General features: G+C 40.4%; 22 protein-coding genes. 19 read left to right on the top strand and 3 right to left on the bottom strand.

The features are described from left to right. Positions 1 to 12: 12 nt before the first annotated feature. Complete coding sequence (locus tag QNH29_RS27150) at positions 13 to 879, bottom strand: helix-turn-helix domain-containing protein (RefSeq protein ID WP_283862366.1); 867 nt, start codon at positions 877 to 879, stop codon at positions 13 to 15. A gap of 166 nt (positions 880 to 1,045) precedes the next feature. Here QNH29_RS27150 and QNH29_RS27145 point away from each other — a divergent pair, with 166 nt between their 5' ends. The 17 genes from QNH29_RS27145 to lacD all read left to right on the top strand — a co-directional run bounded on the left by QNH29_RS27145 (position 1,046) and on the right by lacD (position 19,814). Continuing rightward, a complete protein-coding gene (locus QNH29_RS27145) occupies positions 1,046 to 2,383 on the top strand; it encodes a carbohydrate ABC transporter substrate-binding protein (RefSeq protein ID WP_283862365.1) in 1,338 nt (445 codons plus the stop codon). A 76-nt stretch (positions 2,384 to 2,459) separates the two neighbouring features. After that, positions 2,460 to 3,350, top strand: a complete 891-nt coding sequence (locus QNH29_RS27140) for a carbohydrate ABC transporter permease (protein WP_283862364.1) — start codon at positions 2,460 to 2,462, stop codon at positions 3,348 to 3,350. 14 nt (positions 3,351 to 3,364) lie between these two features. Next, entirely contained in the window at positions 3,365 to 4,246 is an 882-nt protein-coding gene (locus QNH29_RS27135) for a carbohydrate ABC transporter permease (RefSeq protein WP_283862363.1), read from the top strand. A gap of 36 nt (positions 4,247 to 4,282) precedes the next feature. After that, positions 4,283 to 4,450: a DUF6903 family protein gene (locus QNH29_RS27130; protein ID WP_283862362.1), complete on the top strand. Its 168-nt coding sequence runs from the start codon at positions 4,283 to 4,285 to the stop codon at positions 4,448 to 4,450. A 39-nt stretch (positions 4,451 to 4,489) separates the two neighbouring features. Continuing rightward, a complete protein-coding gene (locus QNH29_RS27125; RefSeq protein ID WP_283862361.1) occupies positions 4,490 to 7,033 on the top strand; it encodes a beta-galactosidase in 2,544 nt (847 codons plus the stop codon). Positions 7,034 to 7,145: 112 nt separating this feature from the next. Further along, complete coding sequence (locus QNH29_RS27120) at positions 7,146 to 7,877, top strand: GntR family transcriptional regulator (protein WP_283862360.1); 732 nt, start codon at positions 7,146 to 7,148, stop codon at positions 7,875 to 7,877. A 315-nt stretch (positions 7,878 to 8,192) separates the two neighbouring features. Then, the gene (locus tag QNH29_RS27115; RefSeq protein WP_283862359.1) at positions 8,193 to 9,239 is read left to right on the top strand and encodes a LacI family DNA-binding transcriptional regulator; all 1,047 of its coding nucleotides are present in this window, start codon (positions 8,193 to 8,195) and stop codon (positions 9,237 to 9,239) included. Between the two features lie 85 nt (positions 9,240 to 9,324). Further along, positions 9,325 to 10,599 carry a Gfo/Idh/MocA family protein gene (locus QNH29_RS27110; RefSeq protein ID WP_283862358.1) on the top strand — a complete coding sequence of 425 codons (1,275 nt, stop codon included), beginning with the start codon at positions 9,325 to 9,327 and terminating at the stop codon, positions 10,597 to 10,599. A gap of 223 nt (positions 10,600 to 10,822) precedes the next feature. Next, on the top strand, positions 10,823 to 12,073 hold the full coding sequence (locus tag QNH29_RS27105) for an ABC transporter substrate-binding protein (RefSeq protein WP_283862357.1): 1,251 nt from the start codon (positions 10,823 to 10,825) through the stop codon (positions 12,071 to 12,073). Positions 12,074 to 12,159: 86 nt separating this feature from the next. Beyond that, complete coding sequence (locus tag QNH29_RS27100) at positions 12,160 to 13,080, top strand: carbohydrate ABC transporter permease (RefSeq protein WP_283865759.1); 921 nt, start codon at positions 12,160 to 12,162, stop codon at positions 13,078 to 13,080. An 89-nt stretch (positions 13,081 to 13,169) separates the two neighbouring features. After that, complete coding sequence (locus QNH29_RS27095) at positions 13,170 to 13,928, top strand: carbohydrate ABC transporter permease (protein WP_235847186.1); 759 nt, start codon at positions 13,170 to 13,172, stop codon at positions 13,926 to 13,928. Positions 13,929 to 14,109: 181 nt separating this feature from the next. Then, positions 14,110 to 14,601, top strand: coding sequence for an SPASM domain-containing protein (locus tag QNH29_RS27090; RefSeq protein ID WP_283862356.1), 492 nt, complete (start codon positions 14,110 to 14,112; stop codon positions 14,599 to 14,601). A gap of 17 nt (positions 14,602 to 14,618) precedes the next feature. Then, complete coding sequence (locus QNH29_RS27085) at positions 14,619 to 15,488, top strand: ROK family protein (RefSeq protein WP_283862355.1); 870 nt, start codon at positions 14,619 to 14,621, stop codon at positions 15,486 to 15,488. A gap of 16 nt (positions 15,489 to 15,504) precedes the next feature. Further along, positions 15,505 to 16,671: an SIS domain-containing protein gene (locus QNH29_RS27080; protein ID WP_283862354.1), complete on the top strand. Its 1,167-nt coding sequence runs from the start codon at positions 15,505 to 15,507 to the stop codon at positions 16,669 to 16,671. Between the two features lie 19 nt (positions 16,672 to 16,690). Next, complete coding sequence (gene nagA / locus QNH29_RS27075; RefSeq protein WP_283862353.1) at positions 16,691 to 17,857, top strand: N-acetylglucosamine-6-phosphate deacetylase; 1,167 nt, start codon at positions 16,691 to 16,693, stop codon at positions 17,855 to 17,857. Next, on the top strand, positions 17,854 to 18,789 hold the full coding sequence (gene lacC, locus QNH29_RS27070; RefSeq protein WP_283862352.1) for a tagatose-6-phosphate kinase: 936 nt from the start codon (positions 17,854 to 17,856) through the stop codon (positions 18,787 to 18,789). The genes nagA and lacC overlap by 4 nt, the downstream gene beginning before the upstream one ends. A gap of 14 nt (positions 18,790 to 18,803) precedes the next feature. Beyond that, complete coding sequence (gene lacD / locus QNH29_RS27065) at positions 18,804 to 19,814, top strand: tagatose-bisphosphate aldolase (protein WP_283862351.1); 1,011 nt, start codon at positions 18,804 to 18,806, stop codon at positions 19,812 to 19,814. A 43-nt stretch (positions 19,815 to 19,857) separates the two neighbouring features. On the opposite strand, the gene QNH29_RS27060 is transcribed toward lacD, so the two are convergent. Continuing rightward, on the bottom strand, positions 19,858 to 20,400 hold the full coding sequence (locus QNH29_RS27060; protein WP_283862350.1) for a chromate transporter: 543 nt from the start codon (positions 20,398 to 20,400) through the stop codon (positions 19,858 to 19,860). A gap of 18 nt (positions 20,401 to 20,418) precedes the next feature. Then, a complete protein-coding gene (locus QNH29_RS27055; protein ID WP_283862349.1) occupies positions 20,419 to 21,030 on the bottom strand; it encodes a chromate transporter in 612 nt (203 codons plus the stop codon). Positions 21,031 to 21,188: 158 nt separating this feature from the next. On the opposite strand from QNH29_RS27055, the gene QNH29_RS27050 reads away from it, so the two are divergent. Further along, positions 21,189 to 22,091: a LysR family transcriptional regulator gene (locus QNH29_RS27050; protein WP_283862348.1), complete on the top strand. Its 903-nt coding sequence runs from the start codon at positions 21,189 to 21,191 to the stop codon at positions 22,089 to 22,091. An 895-nt stretch (positions 22,092 to 22,986) separates the two neighbouring features. After that, a complete protein-coding gene (locus tag QNH29_RS27045) occupies positions 22,987 to 23,496 on the top strand; it encodes a DoxX family protein (protein ID WP_283862347.1) in 510 nt (169 codons plus the stop codon). The last annotated feature ends 130 nt before the right edge of the window (positions 23,497 to 23,626 follow it).

The following is a 23,626-nucleotide window of genomic DNA, read 5'->3' as shown; positions in this document are numbered from 1 at the left end:
AATACTAAGTTTTCATTTACTAGATTTGGATTTTCTAGTTTTACCTTTTTTAGAATTCTGGGCATTACGGTATTGTGAAGGTGACAAATTCGTTACTCGCTTAAAGGATTGTGCAAAAAAAGATTGGGAAGAAAACCCGATAAAGGTCGATATATTAGAAATTGGGTAGTTAGTCGTTTCTAATAATATTTTACTTTCCCGGATACGGGTTTGAATTAAGTATTCAATCGGTGAAACGCCGAATGCTTTTTTGAAGGAATGGGCAAGGTAGTATTTATTGATATGACCAACCTCCGCTAAAATATCCAAATTGATCTCTTCCCGAAAATGCTGCTTAATATAATTTTTGACAAATGCTACATCTTTACTAATTTTTTCAGAAGAGGTTTTCTCCATGTTAAAAGCTTTTTTCCTCATCATTTTCAGCAGTAATATCTCTAATATGTTTTGAATAATCAACTCATAATCTTCTTTTTGGCTTTCCACTTCCTCTATTAATTCATACAGGTAAGAGAGATAAACCTTTTGTTCCTGTTTATAATTGAAAAAAGTGACTTGTAGACACGGATCTTCAGAAGATGAAAATGCGAGACCCTGGATACCAAGTGCAATATATTCGAGCGGGTAATCGGGACCGGACTTTTCTGTGTGTTCGATATTCGGGTTAATGACAATCAAATCATGTTCCTGAATAGGAACTTCTTTATTGGAATAAACAAAAGTCCCTCTGCCTTTGGTAATATACAAGAGTTCTGTAAAGTGATGAGTATGATTGGTACTATGCCAATCTTTATCATATTTTGATTTTGTTACATAGAGGAGTTTTACAGGAAGATGGCCTCGTTTCGATTGCGGAACCTCATAAACATTATTGGACAAATGATTCCCTCCCTTTATCAAGCGTCTTTCTTAAAGTATAGAATTTTTAGTGGATTATTACAATGGAAAGCAAGATATCTAAAAAACTGAACAAGATGTTTATTGTGAAAGCGTTTTTTCATAACTATACTTTAGCTATAAATTAAAAAAGAGGGGGAAGAGCAAGATGAAAAAGAAAGCTTTGTTAGCAGGGATGTCAGCATTGTTATCTGTTAGTTTAATAGCATGTCAAAGTAGTAAGGTTGATAATTCTAGTGACGGGAAAAACTCTGGTGAAAAAAAGACTCTTCATGTGGCGGCACTTGAATCGGCTTATGGTAAGGATATGTGGACCAAAGTGATTGAGGCCTATGAAGAAGCCAATCCGAAAGTCGATGTTGAATTAACGGTCGATAAAAACCTCGAGGATGTTATCAGCCCGAATATGAAAGCAGGAAACTATCCGGATGTAGTTTTATTAGGTACCGGAAGAAAACTTGCGCTAACAGAGACATTGATTAAAGATCAAGCTTTAGAGGACATTACTGATGTTTTAGATAAGAATGTTTTTGGTGAGGATGTCAAGGTTAAGGGTAAGTTAGTACCGGGTTTTACTGATACCCTGGCAACGAACCCTTATAATGACGGCAAAACATACTTGGCGCCGATGTTCTACAGTCCAACTGGATTGTTCTATAATACCAGTTTGTTAAAAGAAAAAGGCTGGGAAGTACCGAAGACTTGGGATGAGATGTGGGCTCTTGGTGAGAAAGCGAAGGCAGAAGGAATCGCTTTATTCACGTATCCTACGACAGGTTACTTTGATGCATTCTTCTTTTCCTTACTATTAGAAGCAGGCGGCCCTGACTTCTACAATAAAGCGATGCAATATAAAGATGGCATTTGGGAATCTCCAGAAGCAACGAAAGCCTTTGAAATTGTCGGTAAATTAGCGGAGTATACAGAAACAACAACGGTTGCTAATGCTAATGACAAAGACTATACAAAAAACCAGCAATTGGTTCTCGATAATAAAGCACTTTTCATGCCGAATGGTACGTGGGTCGTTGGCGAAATGGGTGAAGCACCAAGAGCAGATGGTTTTGAATGGGGCATGACAGCTTTACCAGCGATTGAAGAAAACGGAGACCGTTACGCATTTACCTTCTTCGAACAAATGTGGATCCCTGCTGCAGCTAATAATAAAGAGGCAGCGAAGGAGTTCATGACGTATGTGTATTCGGATGAAGCAACGGCTATTTTTGCAGAAGCTGGTGCGGTTCAGCCAATTGAAGGAATCTCTGAAAAGTTAACTGGTGACAATAAACTCTTCTATAGTATTTATGATTCTGGCGCAAAAGCTGGTATGGGCGGATTTGCCGCCACAGAAGCTGTAGAGGGTGTCAGCATGGCAGATACATTATTCAGAACGATCGATAGTATTGTCTCCGGTGATAAAAACGTAAAAGACTGGCAAAAGGCAGTTGAAAAAGTAAGCGATCAATTGCGGTCAGCGTTAAAATAACTAATTTAATAGTTTTCACTTATATAACGGTGAGAAAACTTCCTCACCGTTATATTTATTAACTGAGGTGATAGCGATGAATAAAACAGCAGAAAAAAGGATTTTTATTTTTGTTTGTACGACACCTGCACTGCTCTTGTTAACCATATTTATGATTTTCCCTACGATTGAGGTATTCAGAATGTCCTTGTATAAGTGGGGAGGGTTTTCTAACAATAAGGTATTTGTCGGACTTGATAACTTCAAAATTTTATGGAATGATATGAATTTCTTTCGAGCTCTTCAAAACAGTATTGTATTGATTGTTATCGTTACACTCATCACGATGATGGTGGCAATCTTGTTTGCTGCATTGCTTACAAGAGAAAAGATGAAAGGCAACAGCTTTTTCCGGATTATTTTCTATATCCCTAATATCTTATCCATTGTGGTCATTGCTGGAATTTTTTCTGCGGTTTATGATCCAACCTCAGGATTGTTGAATAATCTCCTTGCGTTATTTAACCTTGAGAACCTTCAAGAAATGTGGCTCGGAAATCAAAAAATTGCTATCTACAGCATCGGTGGAGCCCTTGTTTGGCAGGCCATTGGCTATTATATGGTGATGTACATGTCGAGTATGGCAAGTATCCCGGAAAGTTTTTATGAGGCATCGGCTCTAGAAGGTGCTGGACGGATCAGACAATTTTTCAGTATTACTTTACCGTTGATTTGGAATAACATCCGGACAACATTAACCTTCTTCATTATTAGTACGATTAATTTAAGCTTTCTTCTCGTCCAAGCGATGACAGGCGGCGGGCCTGACGGATCGACGGAAGTATTTTTAAGCTACATGTATAAACAGGCTTACACGAATTCTTCTTATGGTTACGGTATGGCTATTGGGGTGGTAATCTTCCTATTCTCTTTCGCGTTGTCTGCGATTGTCAGCCTTGTCACTAAACGGGAAGTTCTGGAGTATTAGGGGGTTCATGAACGATGAAAACACAAAAAGGAATGAGTGCAGAAACAGCTTATCGCTTGTTTATCTATGTCGCTCTTATTACATTAGCCATTTCTATTATAATCCCTGTAGTATGGGTTTTCTTAGCTTCAGTGAAGCAAAACTCGGAATTTTATGGAAGCCCTTGGGAGCTGCCAAGAGGGTTTTATTTCCAAAATTTCATTGACGCGTTTCAAAAGGCAAACATGGGTACCTATATGCTAAATTCCGTTATCGTGACAGCTTTGGCGCTTCTCATTTTATTAGTCGTCTCTTTGCCAGCAGCCTATGTGCTTGCGAGATACACCTTCAGAGGCAGCCGCTTCATGAACGGTTTGTTTAAAGCGGGATTATTTATCAATGTGAATTATATTGTGGTTCCAATTTTCTTACTGTTGTTGGACGGGGATAACCTCTTACGGGGACAATTTGGTGATGGATTCCTGCTGGACAATATTTTTATTTTAGCAGTGGTTTATGCCTCGACAGCTCTGCCCTTCACCATTTACCTATTATCCAGCTACTTCCAAACGCTTCCTTCTACTTATGAGGAAGCGGCGCTGGTCGATGGGGCCGGATATCTTAAAACAATGATTTCAATTATGATTCCTATGGCCAGGCCAAGTATTATTGCCGTTATTTTATTTAATTTTCTTGCCTTTTGGAATGAATATATTATTGCTCTAACCTTAATACCGGGTCCAAATAAAACATTGCCTGTTGGACTCATGAACTTAATGGCAGCTCAAAAATCTGCCGCTAATTACGGACAAATGTATGCGGGAATGGTACTTGTTATGCTGCCAACCTTAATTTTATATATTATGGTTCAAAAGAAATTAACACAAGGAATGACCCTTGGTGGATTAAAGGACTAATACCACCCTATTGAAAACAGATTGGAGGACTTTTTAATGAAGGCTGCTATTATCGTTATCTTAAAAATCATTGCTCTGATCATTTGTCTTACATTGATTTTGATTGGTCAAAAGACGGTCGGTAAATTTGAATTGGGCATAATGTTACTCGGATTAGCAGGTCTCTTAGGGCTGTTATATGATTACAATCGAAAATATGTGTAGAAAGCGACTGAAAATCAACCGATTTGTGGAGGCGTTTAGATGATTACCTATGATAAAAAGAGCTGGAAGATTCAGAACGAAAGAATCTTTATTCTATCTGCTGCCATACACTATTTCCGTCTTCCAAGAGCGGAGTGGAGTGAAGTCTTAGACAAGGCAAAAGCAGGAGGATGCAATACAATTGAAACTTACATACCGTGGAATTTTCATGAATTTTATGAAGGAGAATGGGATTTTTCTCGAGACAAGGATTTAGCGCATTTTCTTCATTTATGTGCTGACAAAGGACTCTATGTGATTGCGAGACCGGGGCCATATATTTGTGCAGAATGGGATTTTGGAGGATTACCGTGGTGGCTCTCTACGAAAAAGGGAATTCAATATCGTTCCGCAGACCCTTTCTTTTTACAATATGTAGATAAATATTTTGATAGGGTTATACCAATCATTGCTGAATTTCAGTTGACGAAAAATGGAACCGTCATTATGGTCCAAATTGAAAACGAATTTCAGGCTTATGGTAAACCAGATAAAACGTATATGGAATATCTGCGTGACGGTATGATGACTAGAGGCATTGAGGTACCGTTTGTTACCTGCTATGGAGCCGTTGAGGGTGCTGTGGAATTCCGCAATTTTTGGTCGGGTGCAAAACACGCTGCTGAGATTTTAGATGATCGGTTTGCCGATCAGCCGAAAGGAGTTATGGAGTTTTGGATCGGCTGGTTTGAACAATGGGGCGGAAATAAAGCCAATCAAAAAACACCGGAGCAGCTTGAATATGAGTGCTACCAGCTGTTGAGTAATGGGTTTACGGCTATCAATTATTATATGTATTTTGGCGGTACCAATTTTGATCATTGGGGAGGACGGACAGTTGGAGAACAAACATTTTCTACAACATCATATGATTATGACGTTGCCATTGATGAATATTTACAGCCAACAAGAAAATATGAAGTATTAAAAAGGTTTCATTCATTTACAAAATGGCTTGAACCGGTTTTCACAGATGCCGAGCAAGCGGGCACAAATATAAAGCTTCCTAGTTATTTAAAATCCCAGCGGCTTGTCAGTCCTTATGGCGAAGTGCTATTTATTGAGAATCATAGACAGGAAAGAGTTCAATCCCAGGTTTTACTTGAAGGGGAAATGATTCCGTTTACGATTGAGGCAAATGCGGTCTTACCGATTGTCCGTCATGTGAACGTAGGAAATCGGTTTACGATTCAGACGCTCACCGGCCAGACTACTGGGTTCGAGTCCAATCAGGCGGTCATCTATCATGAGGAGGGGCAGCGTTCATTCTTAAAATTACAGCTTACTAGAAAGGCTGAAATTCATTGTCCAATGCCAAACTACATTGAAACCGAAGAAGATGGCCTCATTACGTTTCACTTATTTCATGGAAGTCAGCCCCAAACCGTACAGCTATCCTTTGTGGATGGTACCAGCTATTCAATTGAAATCGTATCAAGAGTATCGTTGGAAAATGCGGTTACAGTGTTGGAAAAAAGCACTGCCTATCAATCCTTACAGTGGCAAGCGGCAGATGAAAAGCTTTGTTTTTTATACGGAAATGTAAAAGAGGCTGAAAAACCGCTTGATTTCAGCAGCTTCGGTCAGTTTAGCGGCTATTTAGGATATGAAAGTGAATTTTATGCGGAGGAAGCGAAGGATTCGACAATTGTCTTTCCAAGAATTGAGGATCCTGTCATGGTTTTCTGTAATGATCAATATATTGGAAAACTTAGCAAAATTGGGGCTGCGGCGATTGAGGTTCCGGTTAAGAAGGGGAAAAATACGTTAACATGCCTAGTCCAGAATATGGGACGTTTCAACTTTACCGAAGCAATTGGCGAACCAAAAGGGATGAGTGAGGCGCCTGCCCTTCATGGAAAGTATGTATCATTACGGGAAGGATGGCGGGTGGAAGGCAGTGGTGTTCCGCATCCATTATTCAACATTCCAAAAATTGAAGGACGAATTGGGTTTTTAAAATCATTCCTAAATGACGGTTATGACCGGGCGATTCTTGTTGGTGAGGGCGTTTCACGGGTTCAGATCAATGGAAGGTCTGTAAAGGTGTTGATGGAGAGTCAAACGGCTTGGTCTAGGGACAGTGCTGTCTATGGGATAGCTGACATAAGCGATGCCTTAAAGCAGGGAGAGAATGAAATCGATTTAGATGCCCAGCACCTTACTAGTATTCGCCGGTTTGATCTTTATTTATATAAGGAAGAGGAACAAATTAGAAACTGGAAAACAAAATCATTTGCTCAGCTTCAAGAGGAAAAGGAATGGACAGTTGAGAATCCACAAACAATTTCTCCACGCTGGTATAGAAGTCGTTTTGACTGGAAGCCAGAAAACGGTCAGATTGTAAAAATTCGATTTGATCATATGAGTAAAGGCTGTTTTTGGGTCAATGGCCACTGTTTAGGACGGTACTGGAACATCGGACCGCAGGAGGAATATAAGATTCCGGTCTCGTTGTTAACAGCACAAAATGAGATTGTTGTTTTTGATGAAGAAGGATTAACCCCAGATCATGTGGTGGTTCAGTCTTATTTTTCCATGTGAAAAATATAAGGGTTTATCATGAATGGATATAAAAGTTGTTGGGTTGACTCTACAAGCAATGGTGATATAATTTACATGGAGTATGTATATTTTGGAAGGCAGGCATATAAACATGGAACCATTGCAACACGAAAGTTTAATTCCCTTATATCACCAATTAATGGAAAGAATTAAAGATTCGATAGAAAAAGGACAATGGACACCTGGCGATAAAATCCCATCGGAAAATCAGTTAATGGATCAATTTGGGGTTAGTCGTAACACGGCAAAAAAAGCGATTGAGGAGCTTGTACAGGTGGGAATCCTTTACCGAATCCAAGGAAAAGGAACGTTCGTGGCAAAACCGAAGCTGCAGCAGTCATTGATGGGTTTCTACAGTTTTAGCAAAGTATTAAAGGAAAAAGGATTGAATCCTAAGGATATTATTCTGAAAATAGAAGAAGTTAAACCGGAAGCCAAAATCAAGGAAGCATTACAGCTGAGTGAAGATGAGAATGTCATTGAAATGAAACGCCTTCGCTGTGCTAATAATGAACCATATATATTGGAATCATCTTTTATTCCAAAAAGGGTGGTTTCAGATATAGAACAGCTTAAGAAAGTGGGCGAAATCTCCTTATATGATTTATTCTCACAACAGTTTAATATCGTTGTAACGAGAGCAAAAGAGGCATTTGAGCCCGTCCTCATCCGTGCAGATGAAAGTAAACACCTTCAAACGGAGGAAGGACGACCAGCACTGTTGCTGGAACGAACAGCCTTTGATGTTGGTGGAATGCCAGTAGAATTTTGTATATCCATTGTGCGGGGCGACCGCTGCCGCTTTTACACTGAACTAACCTAAACGTTGAATCACTTATGGGCATTTTGTCTATAAGTGATTCATTCATCTTATCCGTAAAAAAATTTATGTTGATGGGTTGACAGGTTAATGGTGAGAAGTTATATTCTTAGTAGTTGCAATTTTCAGTCAGTCACCTTATTTTTTTAAAATACTTGTACCTATAACCCGCCAATTTCGTGAGTAGATGGACCCGTTCTATAAAAACCTCTCTTACAATACATGATAAAAATTTAACAAGTATTTCCGGAATAGGATAAAAATTTGATATCCTATGAAAGAAAGCGCTTAATCGCATAACTAAGAGGTGTTTTAATAGTGATAAGATTAAAGGATATTGCCGAGCACGTTGGTGTATCAATTTCTACTGTTTCGAGAGTCATTCAAAATGATCAGACTAGAAATGTTAACTCGGAAACAAAAGCAAAAATTTGGGAGGCTGTTAAGGAGTTAGGGTATATACCAAATCAACATGCCAGGAATTTAGTTACCAACAAGCAAGAGAAAAATAACACAAGAACAATGAAAATTGGCTGGGTAGCCAATCCAAAACAAGCAGAAACGAATCCTTACTTTGCAACTATTTATACTGGTATTCGTGATTCACTAGCAAATCATGATTACACTCTGATTAGTATTACTAAGGATGAGATAGAAAACGAGGTGCTTCTGCTTAAGACGATTCATGACCTAGGGATTGAAGGGCTGCTTCTTATCGATAAGATTGATGATAGCATTATCGAGTATATTCAACAAAATATCCCTGTAGTAGGGCTGGACTTTTATTATACGGATAAAAATATGGCGATTGTTGACTATGATCGCCAGGCATCAATCAAAATGGTGGTTCGACATTTAGTTAAGCAAGGGCATCGCGACATAGGGTTTATTGGCGGTGGTCACGAAACTTTTGAAGATTTACATACTGAGCATCGTTTCAAAGGCTTTCAACTAGCAATGGAAGAAGCTGGGCTGGATATCCAACCTGAGTGGGTAATAAATACACAGTGGAAAATGGAAAATAGCTATGAAAAAATGAAAGGTCTGATTAAACAAGACCCATTGCATTTACCGACAGCCATGGTTTGTGCAAGTGACTTAATGGCTATCGCTGCTATGAGGGCTGTAAGAGAAGATAACCTTCGAATTCCAGAAGACATCGCTTTCTTCGGGGTTGATAATCTTGAGATGGGTAAATATTCATCCCCACAGCTTTCAACGGTAGATATCCCTAAATATGAAATGGGAAGAATGGCAGCTAAAACCATTATGGAAATGGTAGAAGGAAAAATTAAACTTCCAATAAAAATAACATTGCCTTTTCAATTAGTCTTTCGGGAATCATCTAATATAAAACGAACCTAACTGGTTCTTTTTTTATCAACTATTGGAAAACGTTTGGATAGTATCGGGAAAATGTTTGGAAAATAATAATGTGGGAGTGTTTAACATGAAACCAATGACGGCAATCCTTATTGGAGCAGGGGACAGAGGGGCAAGAGCATACGCACCTTATGCTTTAGGTCATCCTAATGAATTAACTATTATCGGTGTGGCAGATCCGAATCAGGAAAGAAGAACGAAAATTCAGCAAGAACATCAGATTTCCGAAGAACATTGTTATGAGTCATGGGAAGAGATCTTAGACCAAGAATCAAAAATAGCGGATATTGCTATTATTTGTACACTTGACCGTCATCACTATAAACCGACTATGAAGGCATTGGAGTTAGGTTATCATGTTCTTTTGGAGAAACCAATGTCCCCCGATCCAGTAGAATGCATTGAGATGGAACAAGCGGCTAAAAAATATAATCGGCAGCTAACGATAGGTCATGTTTTGAGGTATACAGAATTCTGGTCCACGATAAAAAACATTATTTCCAAAGGAGAAATCGGTGAGGTAGTCTCCCTGCAATTAAATGAAAATGTAGAAGTCATGCATATGTCTCACAGCTTTGTACGCGGCAATTGGAATAATAAAGATAAGTCAAGTCCGATGATCCTTCAAAAATCTTGTCATGATATGGATATCATTTCTTTTGTGATTGGGAAGGATTGTAAGCGGGTTAGTTCCTATGGCTCCCTGATGCATTTTAAGGAAGAAAATGCACCTGTTGGGGCACCGAAGAGATGTTTAGAGGGCTGTCCTGCCGAACTTGAATGCCCTTTTCATGCTGGCAGGTATTATCTTGGTGAGGGCAAAGGATGGGCGAAGAAATTTACGGAAGACGGTTCGAATGAAGGCATCATAAAAGCCTTAAATGAAACACCTTATGGAATTTGCGTATACCGCTCCGATAATGATGTAGTCGATCATCAAGTAGTGAATATGGAATTCGAGGGTGGGGCAACAGCAACCTTTAGTATGTGTGGTTTCACGAGGGAACAAACACGAATTGTTCAAATTATGGGAACAAAAGGTGAGATACGTGGAAACATGGAGGAAAATAGCATTTCGATATTTGATTTCCTCTCGAAACATGAAACGGTCATAAAGTTTGACAATCCTATTGGAGGACATGGTGGGGGAGACAATGGAATTATGAGAACTTTCCTGCGAGAAATTCAATTTGGAAATAAACAAGACAGCGTTTCTTCTGCGTCTGCGTCAGTAAGAAGTCACCTAATGGCATTTGCTGCGGAAGAATCCAGAATTAATCATGGTCAATCGATTACTATTGACGATTTTTATACTAGTTTACTAGAAAATATAAAATCTTAATGTTCACCGCCTAGAAACACAGTTTAAGACTATTACTTATAAGACAATAAATTTCAATAATACTTTCTATTCTAGGGAGGTGGTTATCGGTATTTAAACCAGTTATCTTATGTCTTTCTAATTTAGCTAAAGTAAAAATGTAAGGGCTATCAAAGGGGAATTCTAGTACTAAAAGTATTTCGCTAGTAATCTACTAAACATTATATGAAAGAAGGGAAATAGGATGAAAAAGTGGCTATTCATGCTTTTAACTGTCATTTTGGGATTTGGGTTAGCTGGATGCAGTGATAGTGATACAACTTCAGGTAATACAAAAGATGAAAAAGTGGAAATCACATATGGTTTTTGGGATAAGAAGCAAGTCCCTGCTATAGAAGAAATCATTACGTTATTTAACGAAAAGAATCCGAACATTAAAGTGAAAACAGAGCTAACTCCGTATGGTCAGTATTTCCAAAAGCTTGAAACAGCTGCCACTGGGGGCGCCTTGCCAGATGTTATGTGGATGAATGGCGCACATGTTGAGCAATATGCGGAAGGGAAGGTTATTCTCCCGCTTAGTGAGCTTGCAAAGGAAGATAACTTTAGCTTAGAAAATTATCCGGAATCATTAATTGATCTTTATACAGTTAATGGAAAAGTATACGGTATTCCAAAAGATTTTGATACAACAGGCTTATGGTATAACAAAAAAATCTTTGATGAAGCAGGTGTGCCATATCCAGATGAGACTTGGGATTGGGCCAAGTTAAAGGAGGTTGCTGCAAAGCTGACAAATAAGGATAAGGGTATTTGGGGCTATGCAGCTACAATGGGCAACCAAGGCGGATATTATGATTTCATTTGGCAAAATGGCGGTTATATTATTTCCGAAGATGGCAAATCTGTAGGCTTTGACCAACCTGAGGCGATTGAGGCACTTAAATACAATATTAGCTTTATAAAAGAAGGTTTATCGCCAACCCAAGCGCAAATGACGGAGACTGCTGCTTCTGAACTCTTCGCTTCAGGTAAAGTAGCGATGATGTTCGATGGACCTTGGATGGTTCCAGAGTATAAGCAAAATCCTGATTTAGACGTTGCTGTTGTGCCAAAAGGAAAACAGCGCGCGGTAGCTATTCATGGGTTATCGAATGTCATTGCAGCAAATACAAAGCACAAGGATGCGGCTTGGAAGTTTGTCCAGTTCCTGGGCTCCAAAGAAGCAGCGGAAGTGTTTGCGAAAACAGGAACCGTTATTCCTGCTTATAATGGTACACAAGAAGCTTGGATTCAAGCAGTTCCAACTTTAAACCTTCAAGCCTATATTGATGGTGTTGAATACTCTGTTCCACTGCCTAGTGTGAAAAGTACTGGGGAAATCTGGCAGTATGAAATAGATGTTCTTAAGAAAGCTTGGAGTGAAGAAGAAAGTGTGGAAGAAGCGGTAAAAGAGTTGACGAAAAAGGCAAATGAGGCTTTATCAAAGAAATAGAAAAATTGAAGAGAAGAATTTGTTTCTTCTCTTCTTTTTTCTAAAAAGGAGGGAATATAGTGAAGGAACTTCCTCTAGAGGTTGAAGTGAAAGCGAATAAAAAATTTAAGGTTTCTAATTTAGCGAAGACAAGGAAACGATCGGATTACTTTTGGGCTTATCTCATGGTTACTCCTCTCATGTTAGGCTTGGTTATTTTTTACCTGTGGCCAATCATTCAGACCTTTTACTTTAGTTTCACCGAATGGGGAGCATTTGGACAGTACGAGTGGACGGGGTTAGATAATTATAAGCGGATGCTTGATGATACCAATCTATTAAAATCGTTCAAGAATACAACGATCTATATTATTTTTACTGTTCCAATTGGAATTTTCTTATCTATTTTAATAGCTGTGCTCCTGAACCAGAATATTAAAGGGAAATCTGTTTATCGGACATTGTATTTCTTGCCGGTTATTACCATGCCGGCTGCGATCGCAATGGTTTGGAAATGGCTTTATAATTCCGATTACGGACTGCTAAATTATCTATTATCATTAATCGGAATTAAGGGACCTCAGTGGGTGAGTGATCCGAAAATTGCTTTATATTCGATTATTGTGGTAGCAATCTGGAGTGGAATAGGTTATAACATGGTCATTTTCCTCTCGGGGCTTCAAGGAATTCCGAAGACCTATTACGAAGCTGCGGAAATGGATGGAGCCGGACCCATCAGAGTGTTCTTTAAAATCACACTGCCACTGCTTTCTCCGGTCATTTTCTTTGTAAGCATTATGTCGCTCATTGGGGCATTTCAAGTGTTTGATTTAATTTTCATGATGATTGGAAAAAGCAGTACAGCGCTCGAAAATACACAATCGATTGTTTATTTATTCTATCAGCATGCGTTTGTATTAAATGATAAGGGATACGCTGCAGCCATCGCAGTTCTTTTATTAGCTGTTATTTTAATCATCACAGCGATTCAGATGGTCTTACAGAAGAAGTGGGTTCATTATGACTAAAGGAGGGATAATCATTGGAAAGATCGAAACAGCTTTTGAAAAATAAAACATTCCTTATCCATTTTGTCCTTATAGTAGGATCGGTGGCAATGGTCTTACCTTTCTTATGGATGATCTTAACCTCATTAAAAACCTATGCTGAGTCTATTCATGTCCCGCCTGTGATTATTCCTGAGGATTTTCAATGGGGGAATTACAAAGAGGTCTTTGGACTGCTGCCTTTTTTCGAATTTATGTATAATACCTTTATTGTTACTATTTTACGAACGGCAGGGCAGTTGTTTCTCTGTTCGTTAGCTGCTTATGCCTTTGCCCGGATTGAATTTCCTGGCAGGAATATTTTGTTTATGCTCGCGTTATCTGTGCTAATGGTTCCTGGCCAAGTGTTTTTACTCCCGCAATATATGATTATGGTGAAATTAGGGTGGTTGAATACATTGCAAGCGGTCATTGTCCCTGGATTGTTTAGCGCTTTCGGAACGTTCTTGCTGCGTCAATTCTTTATGGGGCTTCCAAAAGAACTGGAAGAAGCAGCCAGGCTCGATGGCTGTAACCATTTCCAAATCTACTGGAAGATTATGCTTCCTCTCGCCAAACCCGGATTAGTTGCATTGGGGATTTTCACTACTCTTTGGAGCTGGAATGAATTAATGTGGCCGATGATTGTGAATAGTTCTCCGGAATCGATGACCCTTTCTGTCGGATTGTCATCACTGCAAGGTCAATATTTAACCAATTATCCGATTCTGATGGCAGGTTCCTTCTTAGCTATCCTGCCAATGCTGATTTTATTTATCATTTTGCAAAAACAATTTATCGAAGGAATTGCCGTAACAGGTGGAAAATAAATAGACCAGTATATAACAGGCAAAAAAATAAAAAAGTTCTATTTTGTTGGGTTGACCCAACAAGTTTTGTGTTGTAAAATTAACATTAATAAAAATGAAAGTTTCGTTTTGAATGACAGGATGATTACTGCCATTTCGATTCTGAATAAATGATATTAAAAAAACTCATAGTCTCGTGTCTATGAGTTTTTTAAAAAGACAACTTGTACCAACAACCCATCCAAATGAAAGTGGGTTCCTTGAACAAAACGGAGATGCTTATCCTTGTGACTTTTATATCAATGACGAGTATAAGCTGGGGAATGTTGGGGAAGATGCCCTTTCGGATTTGTTAATTAGTCCGATCTATTCTGAGTTTCTTCGATTAAAGCCCAACTTGCCAGATAAGTGTAAGAGCTGTAAGTATTTGAAGTTATGCCATGGAGGCTGCCCGAGAAATCGGAAAAAGGATGATGCCATCCAGCCGGATTATTTTTGCGATAGTTATCTCCAAATCTATGATTATGCACATGAAAGAATGGAAAGGCTTGCAGAAAATATAAAACGACAATGGCTTTGGAATCATCTGCATTCAGGACATAGGAAGCCCGATAGGAACGATTATTGCCTTTGTGGCAGCGGGAGAAAGTTTAAGAAGTGTTGTGACTTACTTCTTTCAACGAAACATTCATAAGTTAGAGGTGCGTGTAAATGAAAAAAGCAATCGGAATTGATATCGGCGGGACAAAGATTGCAGCGGGAATCATTACCGAATCAGGAGAATTGCTTGACCGTCAGGAAGTGAAAAGTGATCCTTCCGGCCGTGAAAGTATGTTTAAACAAGTCGTAACAGCAGTAGAACAAGTTCTTGAAGGAACATCGTTGTCAGAGATTGAAGGGATCGGCGTCGGGGTACCAGGAAAGGTTGATACAGAGAACGGTATCGCTATTTTTCAAAACAATTTGCCCTGGCAGGAGTTTCCGATTGCTGCACGTTTACAGGAGCGATTTGGCGCTAAACCAATCACCATTGACAATGATGTCTATATGGCCGCATTTGCTGAGTGGAAAGCGGCACAAGGAAAAAAGAATGAAACCTTTGTTTACGTGACGATCAGTACAGGAATATCCTGTTCGATTATCCATAATGGTTCCTTTTTGAGAGGAGCTGGATTTGCTGGTGAACTGGGGTTGATTCCGGTTCTTTCAAAAGAGGGCAATAAGCGGCTGGAAAAAATCGCTGCCGGCCCAGGGATCCAGAAAATAGCGGGAATTCCAGCCAAGGATGTCTTTACTGGATATGTAAACGGATCACAGGAATTTCAGTCCATCGTCCATGATGTAGCCGACCATTTAGCTCAAGGACTCTATTCCATTTCTTGTTTACTAGACCCGCACAAAATGGTGTTTGGCGGCAGTGTCATCGTGAATAATCCTTTTCTGCTTGAGTTAATCAAAGAAAAGCTAGAAACCTATCAAATTTCTGAACAGCAGCATCTATTAGACCAAATGAGCATCAGTACACTGGCTCAAAATAATGGGGTTGTTGGTGCAGGATTACGCGTATTTGAAAAAATCTAATGAGGAGTGAGTGGTTATGTTTACATTAAGCAGTGAAAAATTAGTGCCATTAGGTGCATCGGTCACAACGGCAGAAATAAAACAACAGCCTGATTTATGGGGTGAAACCTATGACTTGTATACGGATAAAAGCAGGGAGATTGAAGAGTTTTTCCTTAAACTATCAATGAAGCATTCCCGAGTTCGAGTCATTTTTACAGGTGCAGGAACATCTGCATATGTCGGTGAAACTGTTACGCCCTATCTAAAAGGAAAAGTGGATGAAAAGCAGTGGGAATTATTAAGCATTCCGACAACTGATTTGGTGTCAAATCCCTACCAGTTTTTAAAGTCAGATTTTCCAACATTACTGGTTTCGTTTGCTAGAAGTGGCAATAGCCCGGAAAGTGTTGCTGCCGTACAACTAGCGGAGCAAATCGTAACAGATTTGTATCAGTTAACGATTACATGTGCAAAAGATGGTAAATTAGCACAACTGGCAGACTGTGACGAGAACCATTTATTGCTATTAATGCCTGAGAAATCGAATGATCAGGGATTTGCCATGACCGGTAGTTATACTTGCATGGCGTTAACAGCCTTACTTGTTTTTGATCCTTTGTTGGTGGAAGAGAAAGGGGAGATAGTGGAAATCCTTCGTCAAATGGGTGAAAGTGTCATTCGAAGAGAAGAATCCATTCAAGAAATGATCGATCTTCATTTTGACCGAATCATTTACCTAGGCTCTGGCAGTTTAGAGGGATTAGCAAGAGAAGCTCAATTAAAAATATTAGAGTTAACCGCTGGAAAAATTGTCACCGCCTATGATTCACCTTTGGGATTCCGCCATGGGCCTAAATCCTTTGTCAATGAAAATTCATTGGTTTTTGTATTTGTTTCTAACCATCCTTATACGCGTAAATATGATTTAGATATTTTAAAAGAAATACAGCGAGATAACATTGCCAGCTGTATTTGTGCCATCTCGGTGGATGGAGAAACTAATTATGATGGGCACACGTTTTCATTCGGCAGCGAGGCCAAGTCCATACCAGATGCATACTTAGCATTACCTTTTGTCATGATCGGGCAAACGATTTCTTTGCTGGCTTCAATAAAGGTTGGTAATACGCCGGATACCCCATCTCCGACAGGAACGGTGAATCGGGTTGTTAAAGGTGTAACGATTTACGAATATCAGTAACTTGTTAGGGGAATTATGGATGGGAAATTTTATCTTTGCAGATAAGTTTTTTCTTGGGGAGACAGTCGCAGGCCCTGGTTTTATGGAAATAAAAGACGGAAAATTCTGTCAATTCTTGAAAAATAGACCAGCTGATGCAGCAGGAATCATTGATTATGCGGGACACTGGATTGCCCCAGGGTTAGTCGACACACATATTCATGGATTTCAAAATCACGATATTATGGACAATGATTTTGAAGGACTTAATCAGATTTCTGAAGGGCTCCTCTCTTGCGGAGTAACATCCTTTTTACCGACAACCTTAACCTCATCAACAGAAGCGTTAAATACTGTCGTTGAAATGATTGGGGCCCAGTACAGGCATGTCAGTGGAGCAAAAATTAAAGGGATCTTTTTAGAAGGGCCGTTTTTTACCGAAACACATAAAGGGGCGCAAAACACGAACTATTTTTGTGATCCTTCGATTGAAAAAATTAAAAAATGGCAGAAACAATCCAACCAATTGATTAAAAAAATTGCGATTGCACCTGAAAGAAAGGGTGCAGCGGAATTTATTGAATATGCCGCCCGCGAAGAGATTGCAGTGGCGTTAGCACATAGTGATGCAACGTATGAAGAAGCAAAAGAGGCTGTCGCAAAAGGAGCATCTATTTTTGTTCATACTTTCAATGGAATGAGTCCACTTCACCATCGCGAGCCGGGGATGGCTGGTGCTGCGATGAATCTAAAAGATGTTTTTGCCGAAATCATTTGTGATGGACACCATGTTCATCCCGCCGCCGCAAACATCTTAATGAATGCCCGAGGCAGAGACCGAACCCTGCTGGTGACTGATTGTATGATGGCTGGCGGCATGCCGGAAGGAAACTATCAGCTAGGGGAATTTCCTGTAGAGGTTAAAGGCGGGACTGCTCGAATACCAGGCGGCAGTCTAGCAGGCAGTATTTTGCAATTAAAGAATGCCGTTAAAAATGTCGTCGAATGGGGGATTGCAACACCGGAGGAAGCGATCTATATGGCGAGTACAGCTCCCGCTAAAAGTATTGGGATGGATTGCGAATGCGGGAAGATTGCTGAGGGGTATGCTGCTGACTTTATTGTGTTGAATCCTGATTTGGAGTTAATTGCAACGTACCTTGATGGTGTTTGCCGTTATCAAGTACAGAAGGAGGGAGTGAAATGATTTTAGCTGTCACGATGAATCCATCCGTTGATATTTCCTATCACCTTCATGAATTCAAGTTAGATGATGTGAATCGTGTGGAAAATGCTCGAAAAACTGCCGGTGGTAAAGGCTTGAATGTTGCCCGCGTACTTGCACAAATGAATGAAGAAGTCCTGGCAACTGGTGTACTCGGGGGAACAATTGGCGAATATATCGTTCAAGAATTAAAAAAAAGCAATATTCCCAATGACTTTTTAAAAATAGACAAAGAATCGAGAAATTGTATCGCCATTCTTCATGAAGGCAGGCAAACGGAAATACTAGAATCCGGGCCAACCTTAACGAAAGAAGAGGGGGAAGATTTTTTAGGAAAATTTAATGACCTTTTGTCTAATGTTTCCTTTGTAACGATTTCAGGCAGCTTACCGAAGGGACTGGCAGCTGATTTTTATCAACAAATGTTAACGATGAGTAAGAAAAAGGGAGTTCCCGTGCTATTGGACACCTCTGGTGAACCGTTAAGGAAAGCCTTGTTACATACAGAAAAACCATTGGCAATTAAGCCGAATACAGAGGAATTGTCTCAGCTGCTCGGTATGGAAGTAGATGGCAGGATAAGCAGTTTGAAACATGCTTTGGATCATAAGTTATTTAAAGGGATTAAGTGGATTGTCGTCTCGATGGGTAAGTATGGTGCCTTTGTAAGGCATGGTGCTGATGACTACCGGATTACCATCCCCAAAATAGATGTGGTGAATCCGGTGGGTTCTGGAGATGCCACAGTTGCAGGGTTAGCGGTGGCTCTGAATCGGAATCAGCCTGTCGAAAATGTTCTTAAAACAGCTATGACTACGGGGATGCTCAATACGATGGAAGCTGGAACAGGTTCAATAAACATGACCAAGTTTGATCAGTATTTTGATTTGGTAATCGTTGAAAGAATAGATTGATAGGGGGAATACCGATGAGAGAATTAACAAAAAATAAACTAGCAGCTCTAAAGCGTTTATCCGATGAAAATGGTGTAATAGGAGCTTTAGCGATTGATCAACGCGGGTCATTGAAAAAAATGATCGCAGCGGGAAATGCGAATCCAATTGGTGACGAAGGTATCATCACCTTTAAGAAATTGGTTTCAGAGGAACTAACGCCCTATTCAACTGCGATTCTATTAGATCCAGAATATGGACTCCCGGCGGCTAAAGTCCGCAGCAAAGACGCTGGCTTATTAGTGGCCTATGAAAAGACAGGTTATGACGCTACAGCCGTGGGCCGCCTGCCTGATTTATTACCAGAATGGTCTGTGAAACGACTGAAAGAGGCTGGGGCCGATGCCGTTAAGTTTTTACTGTACTATGATGTGGATGAGAACGAGGAAATTAATGAGTATAAACATGTTTATATGGAACGGGTAGGATCGGAGTGCGTCGCTGAAGATATTCCATTTTTCTTGGAAATCGTATCCTATGATGCCGAAAATGAGGATGTAAAAAGTAAAGAGTATGCCAAAGTGAAGCCGCACAAGGTGATTGAGGCCATGAAGGAATTTTCCAAACCGCAGTACCATGTCGATGTTTTGAAAGTAGAAGTTCCTGTGAATATGAACTTTGTCGAAGGTTACACAGAAGGTGAAACTGTCTATAGTCAGGAAGAAGCTGCAGCGTTTTTTAAAGAGCAAAGTGAAGCAACAGAGCTGCCGTTTATTTTTTTAAGTGCCGGCGTAAGTGCTGAACTATTTCAGCAGACATTGAAATTTGCTAAAAAATCTGGTTCCAGCTTTAATGGCGTGTTATGCGGGCGTGCAACCTGGAAAGACGGTGTTGCCCCTTTTGGTTCTGGTGGAGAACAAGCTGGCCGTGAATGGTTACAAGTCTTGGGCAAAAAGAATATTGAAGAACTGAATGTCGTTTTGAAAGAATCAGCCAGCTCCTGGTTTGATAAGGTTAAAAAAAATAATAGCTTCGTATCTTCTTAAACTAGTAAGAAGGCCGGTTTCAACAAGAAACCGGCTATTTTTCTTATGAATAGAGTGTTATTCCTATTAGCCCAGAAAGGACAATCACATAGATGGGGTTCCAACGAAGTTTTAGTAAGGCGAATAAGGATAGTACAAAGATAAGCCATAAGCTTATAGAACGAAAGAAAATATCGAAGGCAGCAAGGTGATTGGACTTTGCAAAACTTATCGCGGCGAAGATAATTAAACTCGTCACAAGCGGCTTTAACCCATATAACATGGCTGCTGCCAAGGGGTGGTGATGCCATTTTACAAAAAAGGCAGCTGCAATTAGGACTAAAATCACAGAGGGAAGCAAGATGGCAACAGCAGCTAGAATGGCGCCGATGATCCCAGCTGTTGAATAGCCTATTAGAATGGCACTATTAGCAGCGATTGGACCAGGGGACATACCGGCAATAGCGATCATATTGGTCAACTGTTCAGAGGACATCCAGCCATATTTCGTAACCGCTGCATTGATAAAGGGCATCATCGCGTATCCTCCTCCAAAGGAGAAAAACCCCATGAAAAAAAATGTACGGAAAAGCTCCCATAACACCATACTTTTCCCTCCTTGTTCTTAGATTCCAGCCCCCATAAAATAATCAGGGTCCGTGGCATGATCATTTTTCTTCTTATGTTTGTAGCCCATTTTCTTCTTTAAAAAGACGGCCACTACACCCGTTAAGGCTCCGAGAGGGATTGCAACTGTCGGATGGACAAAAAACAGCAGCGGAACCCCTGCAAGCATGATGCAGAAGGTGGTTTTGTCCACAATGGCCGTTTTGGCGATTTTGATGGCTGCATAGATGATAATTGCTACAATCGTGATTCTTATCGATACAAAGGCAGCTTCTATCTTTGGATGATCATGAATGAAAAGGTAGGCTGCTCCTAAAGCGAGAACGATTAAAAAAGTGGGAAGCGAAACCCCGATCATGGCGGCTAGTGCTCCTTTTACTCCGCCAATTCGATATCCAATAAAAGTGGCCGAGTTAATGGCAACCGATCCGGGTATGGTTTGCGATAAAGCAAACACATCTGCCACTTCCTCGCTGTCCAGCCATTTTCGTTTTTCTACTATTTCTCTTTCGATGAGAGGGACCATGGCAAAGCCCCCTCCAAACGTAACAGGGCTTATTTTGAAAAAGGTCCAAAAAATTTCTATCAGTGTTTTCCAACGTTCCTTCATGTTTATCCCTTCCTCTGTGGGAATATGAAACTATATACTTAGGGTATCAGACCAGACTTGAACGGTAAATTGCAATAAATTTATAGGCTATAACTAAAACGTATAGCCTGTGGAATATAATACTAGAGAAGATAGTTGTTTTGTGGAGGTTGAGTTTTTTGAATATAGAGAGTCTGCAAATGTTTTGTTTAGTCGTAGACGAAGGAAGTATTAGCCAGGCTGCAAGATTAAGCTATGTCTCTCAGCCTGCTGTAACAAGACAGATTCACCAGCTGGAAAATTTTTATGGTGCGTTATTATTCGACCGAAGTGATGGGAAGCTGAAGGTAACAGGTGCTGGGAAAATGTTATATCCGTTTGCCAAATCCATTGTTCATGATTTTCATCGTTCAAAGGAAAGCATCAAACAGGCTATGGGGGAGTATCACACAAACCTTCATGTCGGTGCCTCCTTTACAATCGGCGAGTATTTATTGCCAAGCTTATTAGGGCGTTATAAAAAACAAACACCCGATATAAAAGTGACGTTAACTATAAAAAACACGCCAGGTGTTTTGGAAGACTTATCGAATGATGTCATCGACATGGCCCTGGTTGAAGGACTGGTTGAGAATAAGGAATTTATCGTTGAGAAATTTGCTGACGATGAACTCATTGTTGTTTGTTCACCGGAACATGTATGGGAAGAACAAATCCAGATTGAAGAGCTGATTCATGAACGGATGATTTGGCGGGAATCTGGATCTGGAACACGACTGATTGTGGAGAACTCCTTAAGAGAACATGGGATAGTAGAAAAAATGGAAAGCTATATGGAACTAGGCAGTACGCAGGCAATCAAAAGTGCCGTCGAAGCAGGACTAGGGATCAGTATTCTGCCAAGACTAACAGTTGCTAGAGAGCTAAAGCTTGGACTATTACGAGAAGTAGAAATTGATGGAGTCACCATTTCCAGAAACCTGTGGCTAGTAAAAAAACAACAACGCTTCAATAAAATCGGCGTCTCCCAGTTCGTAGAATTCATCCAAAAAGGCGGCCGTTATTCATCGAATGATTGGTGACAGGCACCCAGGTTCTCAATCGGTGGTCTTGAGGCCAAATCGTACGAGCCGCTAGGAGGGATTTGTCCTCAATCGGTGGTCTTGAGGCCAAATCGCACGAGATGCTGGGAAAGATTTGTCCTCAATCGGTGGTCTTGAGGCCAAATCGTACGAGCCACTAGGAGGGATTTGTCCTCAAACGGTGGTCTTGAGGCCAAATCGGATGAGCTGCTGGGAAGGATTTGTCCTCAATCGGGGGTCTTGAGGACAAATCGCACGAGCCGCCAAGAAGGATTCGTCCTCAAACGGGGGTCTTGAAGCCAAATCGTACGAGCCGCTAGGAGGGATTTGTCCTCAAACGGGGGTCTTGAGGCCAAATCGGATGAGCTGCTGGGAAGGATTTGTCCTCAAACGGGGGTCTTGAGGCCAAATCGGATGAGCTGCTGGGAAGGATTCGTCCTCAAACGGGGGTCTTGAGGACAAATCGCATGAGCTGCCAATAAGGATTCGTCCTCAATCGGTGGTCTTGAGGCCAAATCGCACGAGCCGCCAAGAAGGATTCGTCCTCAAACGGGGGTCTTGAAGCCAAATCGTACGAGCCGCTAGGAGGGATTTGTCCTCAAACGGGGGTCTTGAGGCCAAATCGGATGAGCTGCCAATAAGGATTCGTCCCCAATCGGGGGTCTTGAGGACAAATCGCATGAGCTGCCAATAAGGATTCGTCCTTAATCCAATATCCTTGATAAAACTATTTTTGCAAAATCATAATTTTAACGGTCATCGCTGGCTGTTCAACATTCCGTCATAACATTTCAAACAAACTGTGAACTTAACACTATACCCATGTTAATAACTGTAAAAATCCAATATAGTGTAAGTATAAAGAGCAAACAAATTTTGAAAGGCGGAATGACTTATGTTTAACCACTTTTTAAGAGAACATAAAATCTCAGCAGCAATTTTAACAATCATTCGTTTATATCTTGGTTACGCTTGGTTCACAGCTGGTCTTGGTAAAATCACAGGAGGATTCGACGCTTCCGGTTACCTTAAAAATGCAGTAGCAAATCCTGTAAAAGGCCCAGATGGCAACATGGTTTACAGCTGGTACGTGAACTTCTTAGAAAGCTTTGCACTGCCAAACATTGATGTATTCAACTTCATCGTTCCTTGGGGCGAAACACTAATCGGCTTAGGACTTATGCTTGGATGTTTAACAACTGCAGCAGCGTTCTTCGGTCTAGTGATGAACTTCTCTTTCTTCTTAGCAGGAACAGTGTCTCATAATCCAACAGATATTTTCTTAGGCTTTATCATCTTAGCAGCAGGCTTCAACGCAGGTAAATATGGTTTAGATCGCTGGGTGGTTCCATTCATCCGCAAAACAACAAAGACTTATACTGAAAAAAATAAAGCAGCAGCCTAACCATCAGGTATACAAAGAGACGATTCCTTCCCCCGGATCGTCTTTTTTTATTGGTTAGCCTATGCTGCTTCAAGGGTTTAAACCAGTAAGGGACTGACCCTCAGTTCTCGTAATAGAGCAGGCGTTTGTT

The sequence above is a fragment of the Neobacillus sp. DY30 genome (genome assembly GCF_030123065.1).
In the GTDB taxonomy this organism is placed as follows: Bacteria; Bacillota; Bacilli; order Bacillales; family Cytobacillaceae; genus Neobacillus.
The sequence above is the reverse complement of the archived record's forward strand: the minus strand, read 5'-3'. Positions and strand labels throughout refer to the sequence as shown.

What these genes read in the sequence shown, in the direction of transcription:
- QNH29_RS27145 (WP_283862365.1), top strand. Translation starts at nt 1,046, where the DNA reads ATGAAAAAGAAAGCTTTGTTAGCAGGGATGTCAGCATTGTTATCTGTT.
- QNH29_RS27140 (WP_283862364.1), top strand. Translation starts at nt 2,460, where the DNA reads ATGAATAAAACAGCAGAAAAAAGGATTTTTATTTTTGTTTGTACGACA.
- QNH29_RS27135 (WP_283862363.1), top strand. Translation starts at nt 3,365, where the DNA reads ATGAAAACACAAAAAGGAATGAGTGCAGAAACAGCTTATCGCTTGTTT.
- QNH29_RS27130 (WP_283862362.1), top strand. Translation starts at nt 4,283, where the DNA reads ATGAAGGCTGCTATTATCGTTATCTTAAAAATCATTGCTCTGATCATT.
- QNH29_RS27125 (WP_283862361.1), top strand. Translation starts at nt 4,490, where the DNA reads ATGATTACCTATGATAAAAAGAGCTGGAAGATTCAGAACGAAAGAATC.
- QNH29_RS27120 (WP_283862360.1), top strand. Translation starts at nt 7,146, where the DNA reads ATGGAACCATTGCAACACGAAAGTTTAATTCCCTTATATCACCAATTA.
- QNH29_RS27110 (WP_283862358.1), top strand. Translation starts at nt 9,325, where the DNA reads ATGAAACCAATGACGGCAATCCTTATTGGAGCAGGGGACAGAGGGGCA.
- QNH29_RS27105 (WP_283862357.1), top strand. Translation starts at nt 10,823, where the DNA reads ATGAAAAAGTGGCTATTCATGCTTTTAACTGTCATTTTGGGATTTGGG.
- QNH29_RS27095 (WP_235847186.1), top strand. Translation starts at nt 13,170, where the DNA reads ATGGTCTTACCTTTCTTATGGATGATCTTAACCTCATTAAAAACCTAT.
- QNH29_RS27090 (WP_283862356.1), top strand. Translation starts at nt 14,110, where the DNA reads ATGAGTTTTTTAAAAAGACAACTTGTACCAACAACCCATCCAAATGAA.
- QNH29_RS27085 (WP_283862355.1), top strand. Translation starts at nt 14,619, where the DNA reads ATGAAAAAAGCAATCGGAATTGATATCGGCGGGACAAAGATTGCAGCG.
- QNH29_RS27080 (WP_283862354.1), top strand. Translation starts at nt 15,505, where the DNA reads ATGTTTACATTAAGCAGTGAAAAATTAGTGCCATTAGGTGCATCGGTC.
- nagA (WP_283862353.1), top strand. Translation starts at nt 16,691, where the DNA reads ATGGGAAATTTTATCTTTGCAGATAAGTTTTTTCTTGGGGAGACAGTC.
- lacC (WP_283862352.1), top strand. Translation starts at nt 17,854, where the DNA reads ATGATTTTAGCTGTCACGATGAATCCATCCGTTGATATTTCCTATCAC.
- lacD (WP_283862351.1), top strand. Translation starts at nt 18,804, where the DNA reads ATGAGAGAATTAACAAAAAATAAACTAGCAGCTCTAAAGCGTTTATCC.
- QNH29_RS27060 (WP_283862350.1), bottom strand. Translation starts at nt 20,400, where the DNA reads ATGGTGTTATGGGAGCTTTTCCGTACATTTTTTTTCATGGGGTTTTTC.
- QNH29_RS27055 (WP_283862349.1), bottom strand. Translation starts at nt 21,030, where the DNA reads ATGAAGGAACGTTGGAAAACACTGATAGAAATTTTTTGGACCTTTTTC.
- QNH29_RS27045 (WP_283862347.1), top strand. Translation starts at nt 22,987, where the DNA reads ATGTTTAACCACTTTTTAAGAGAACATAAAATCTCAGCAGCAATTTTA.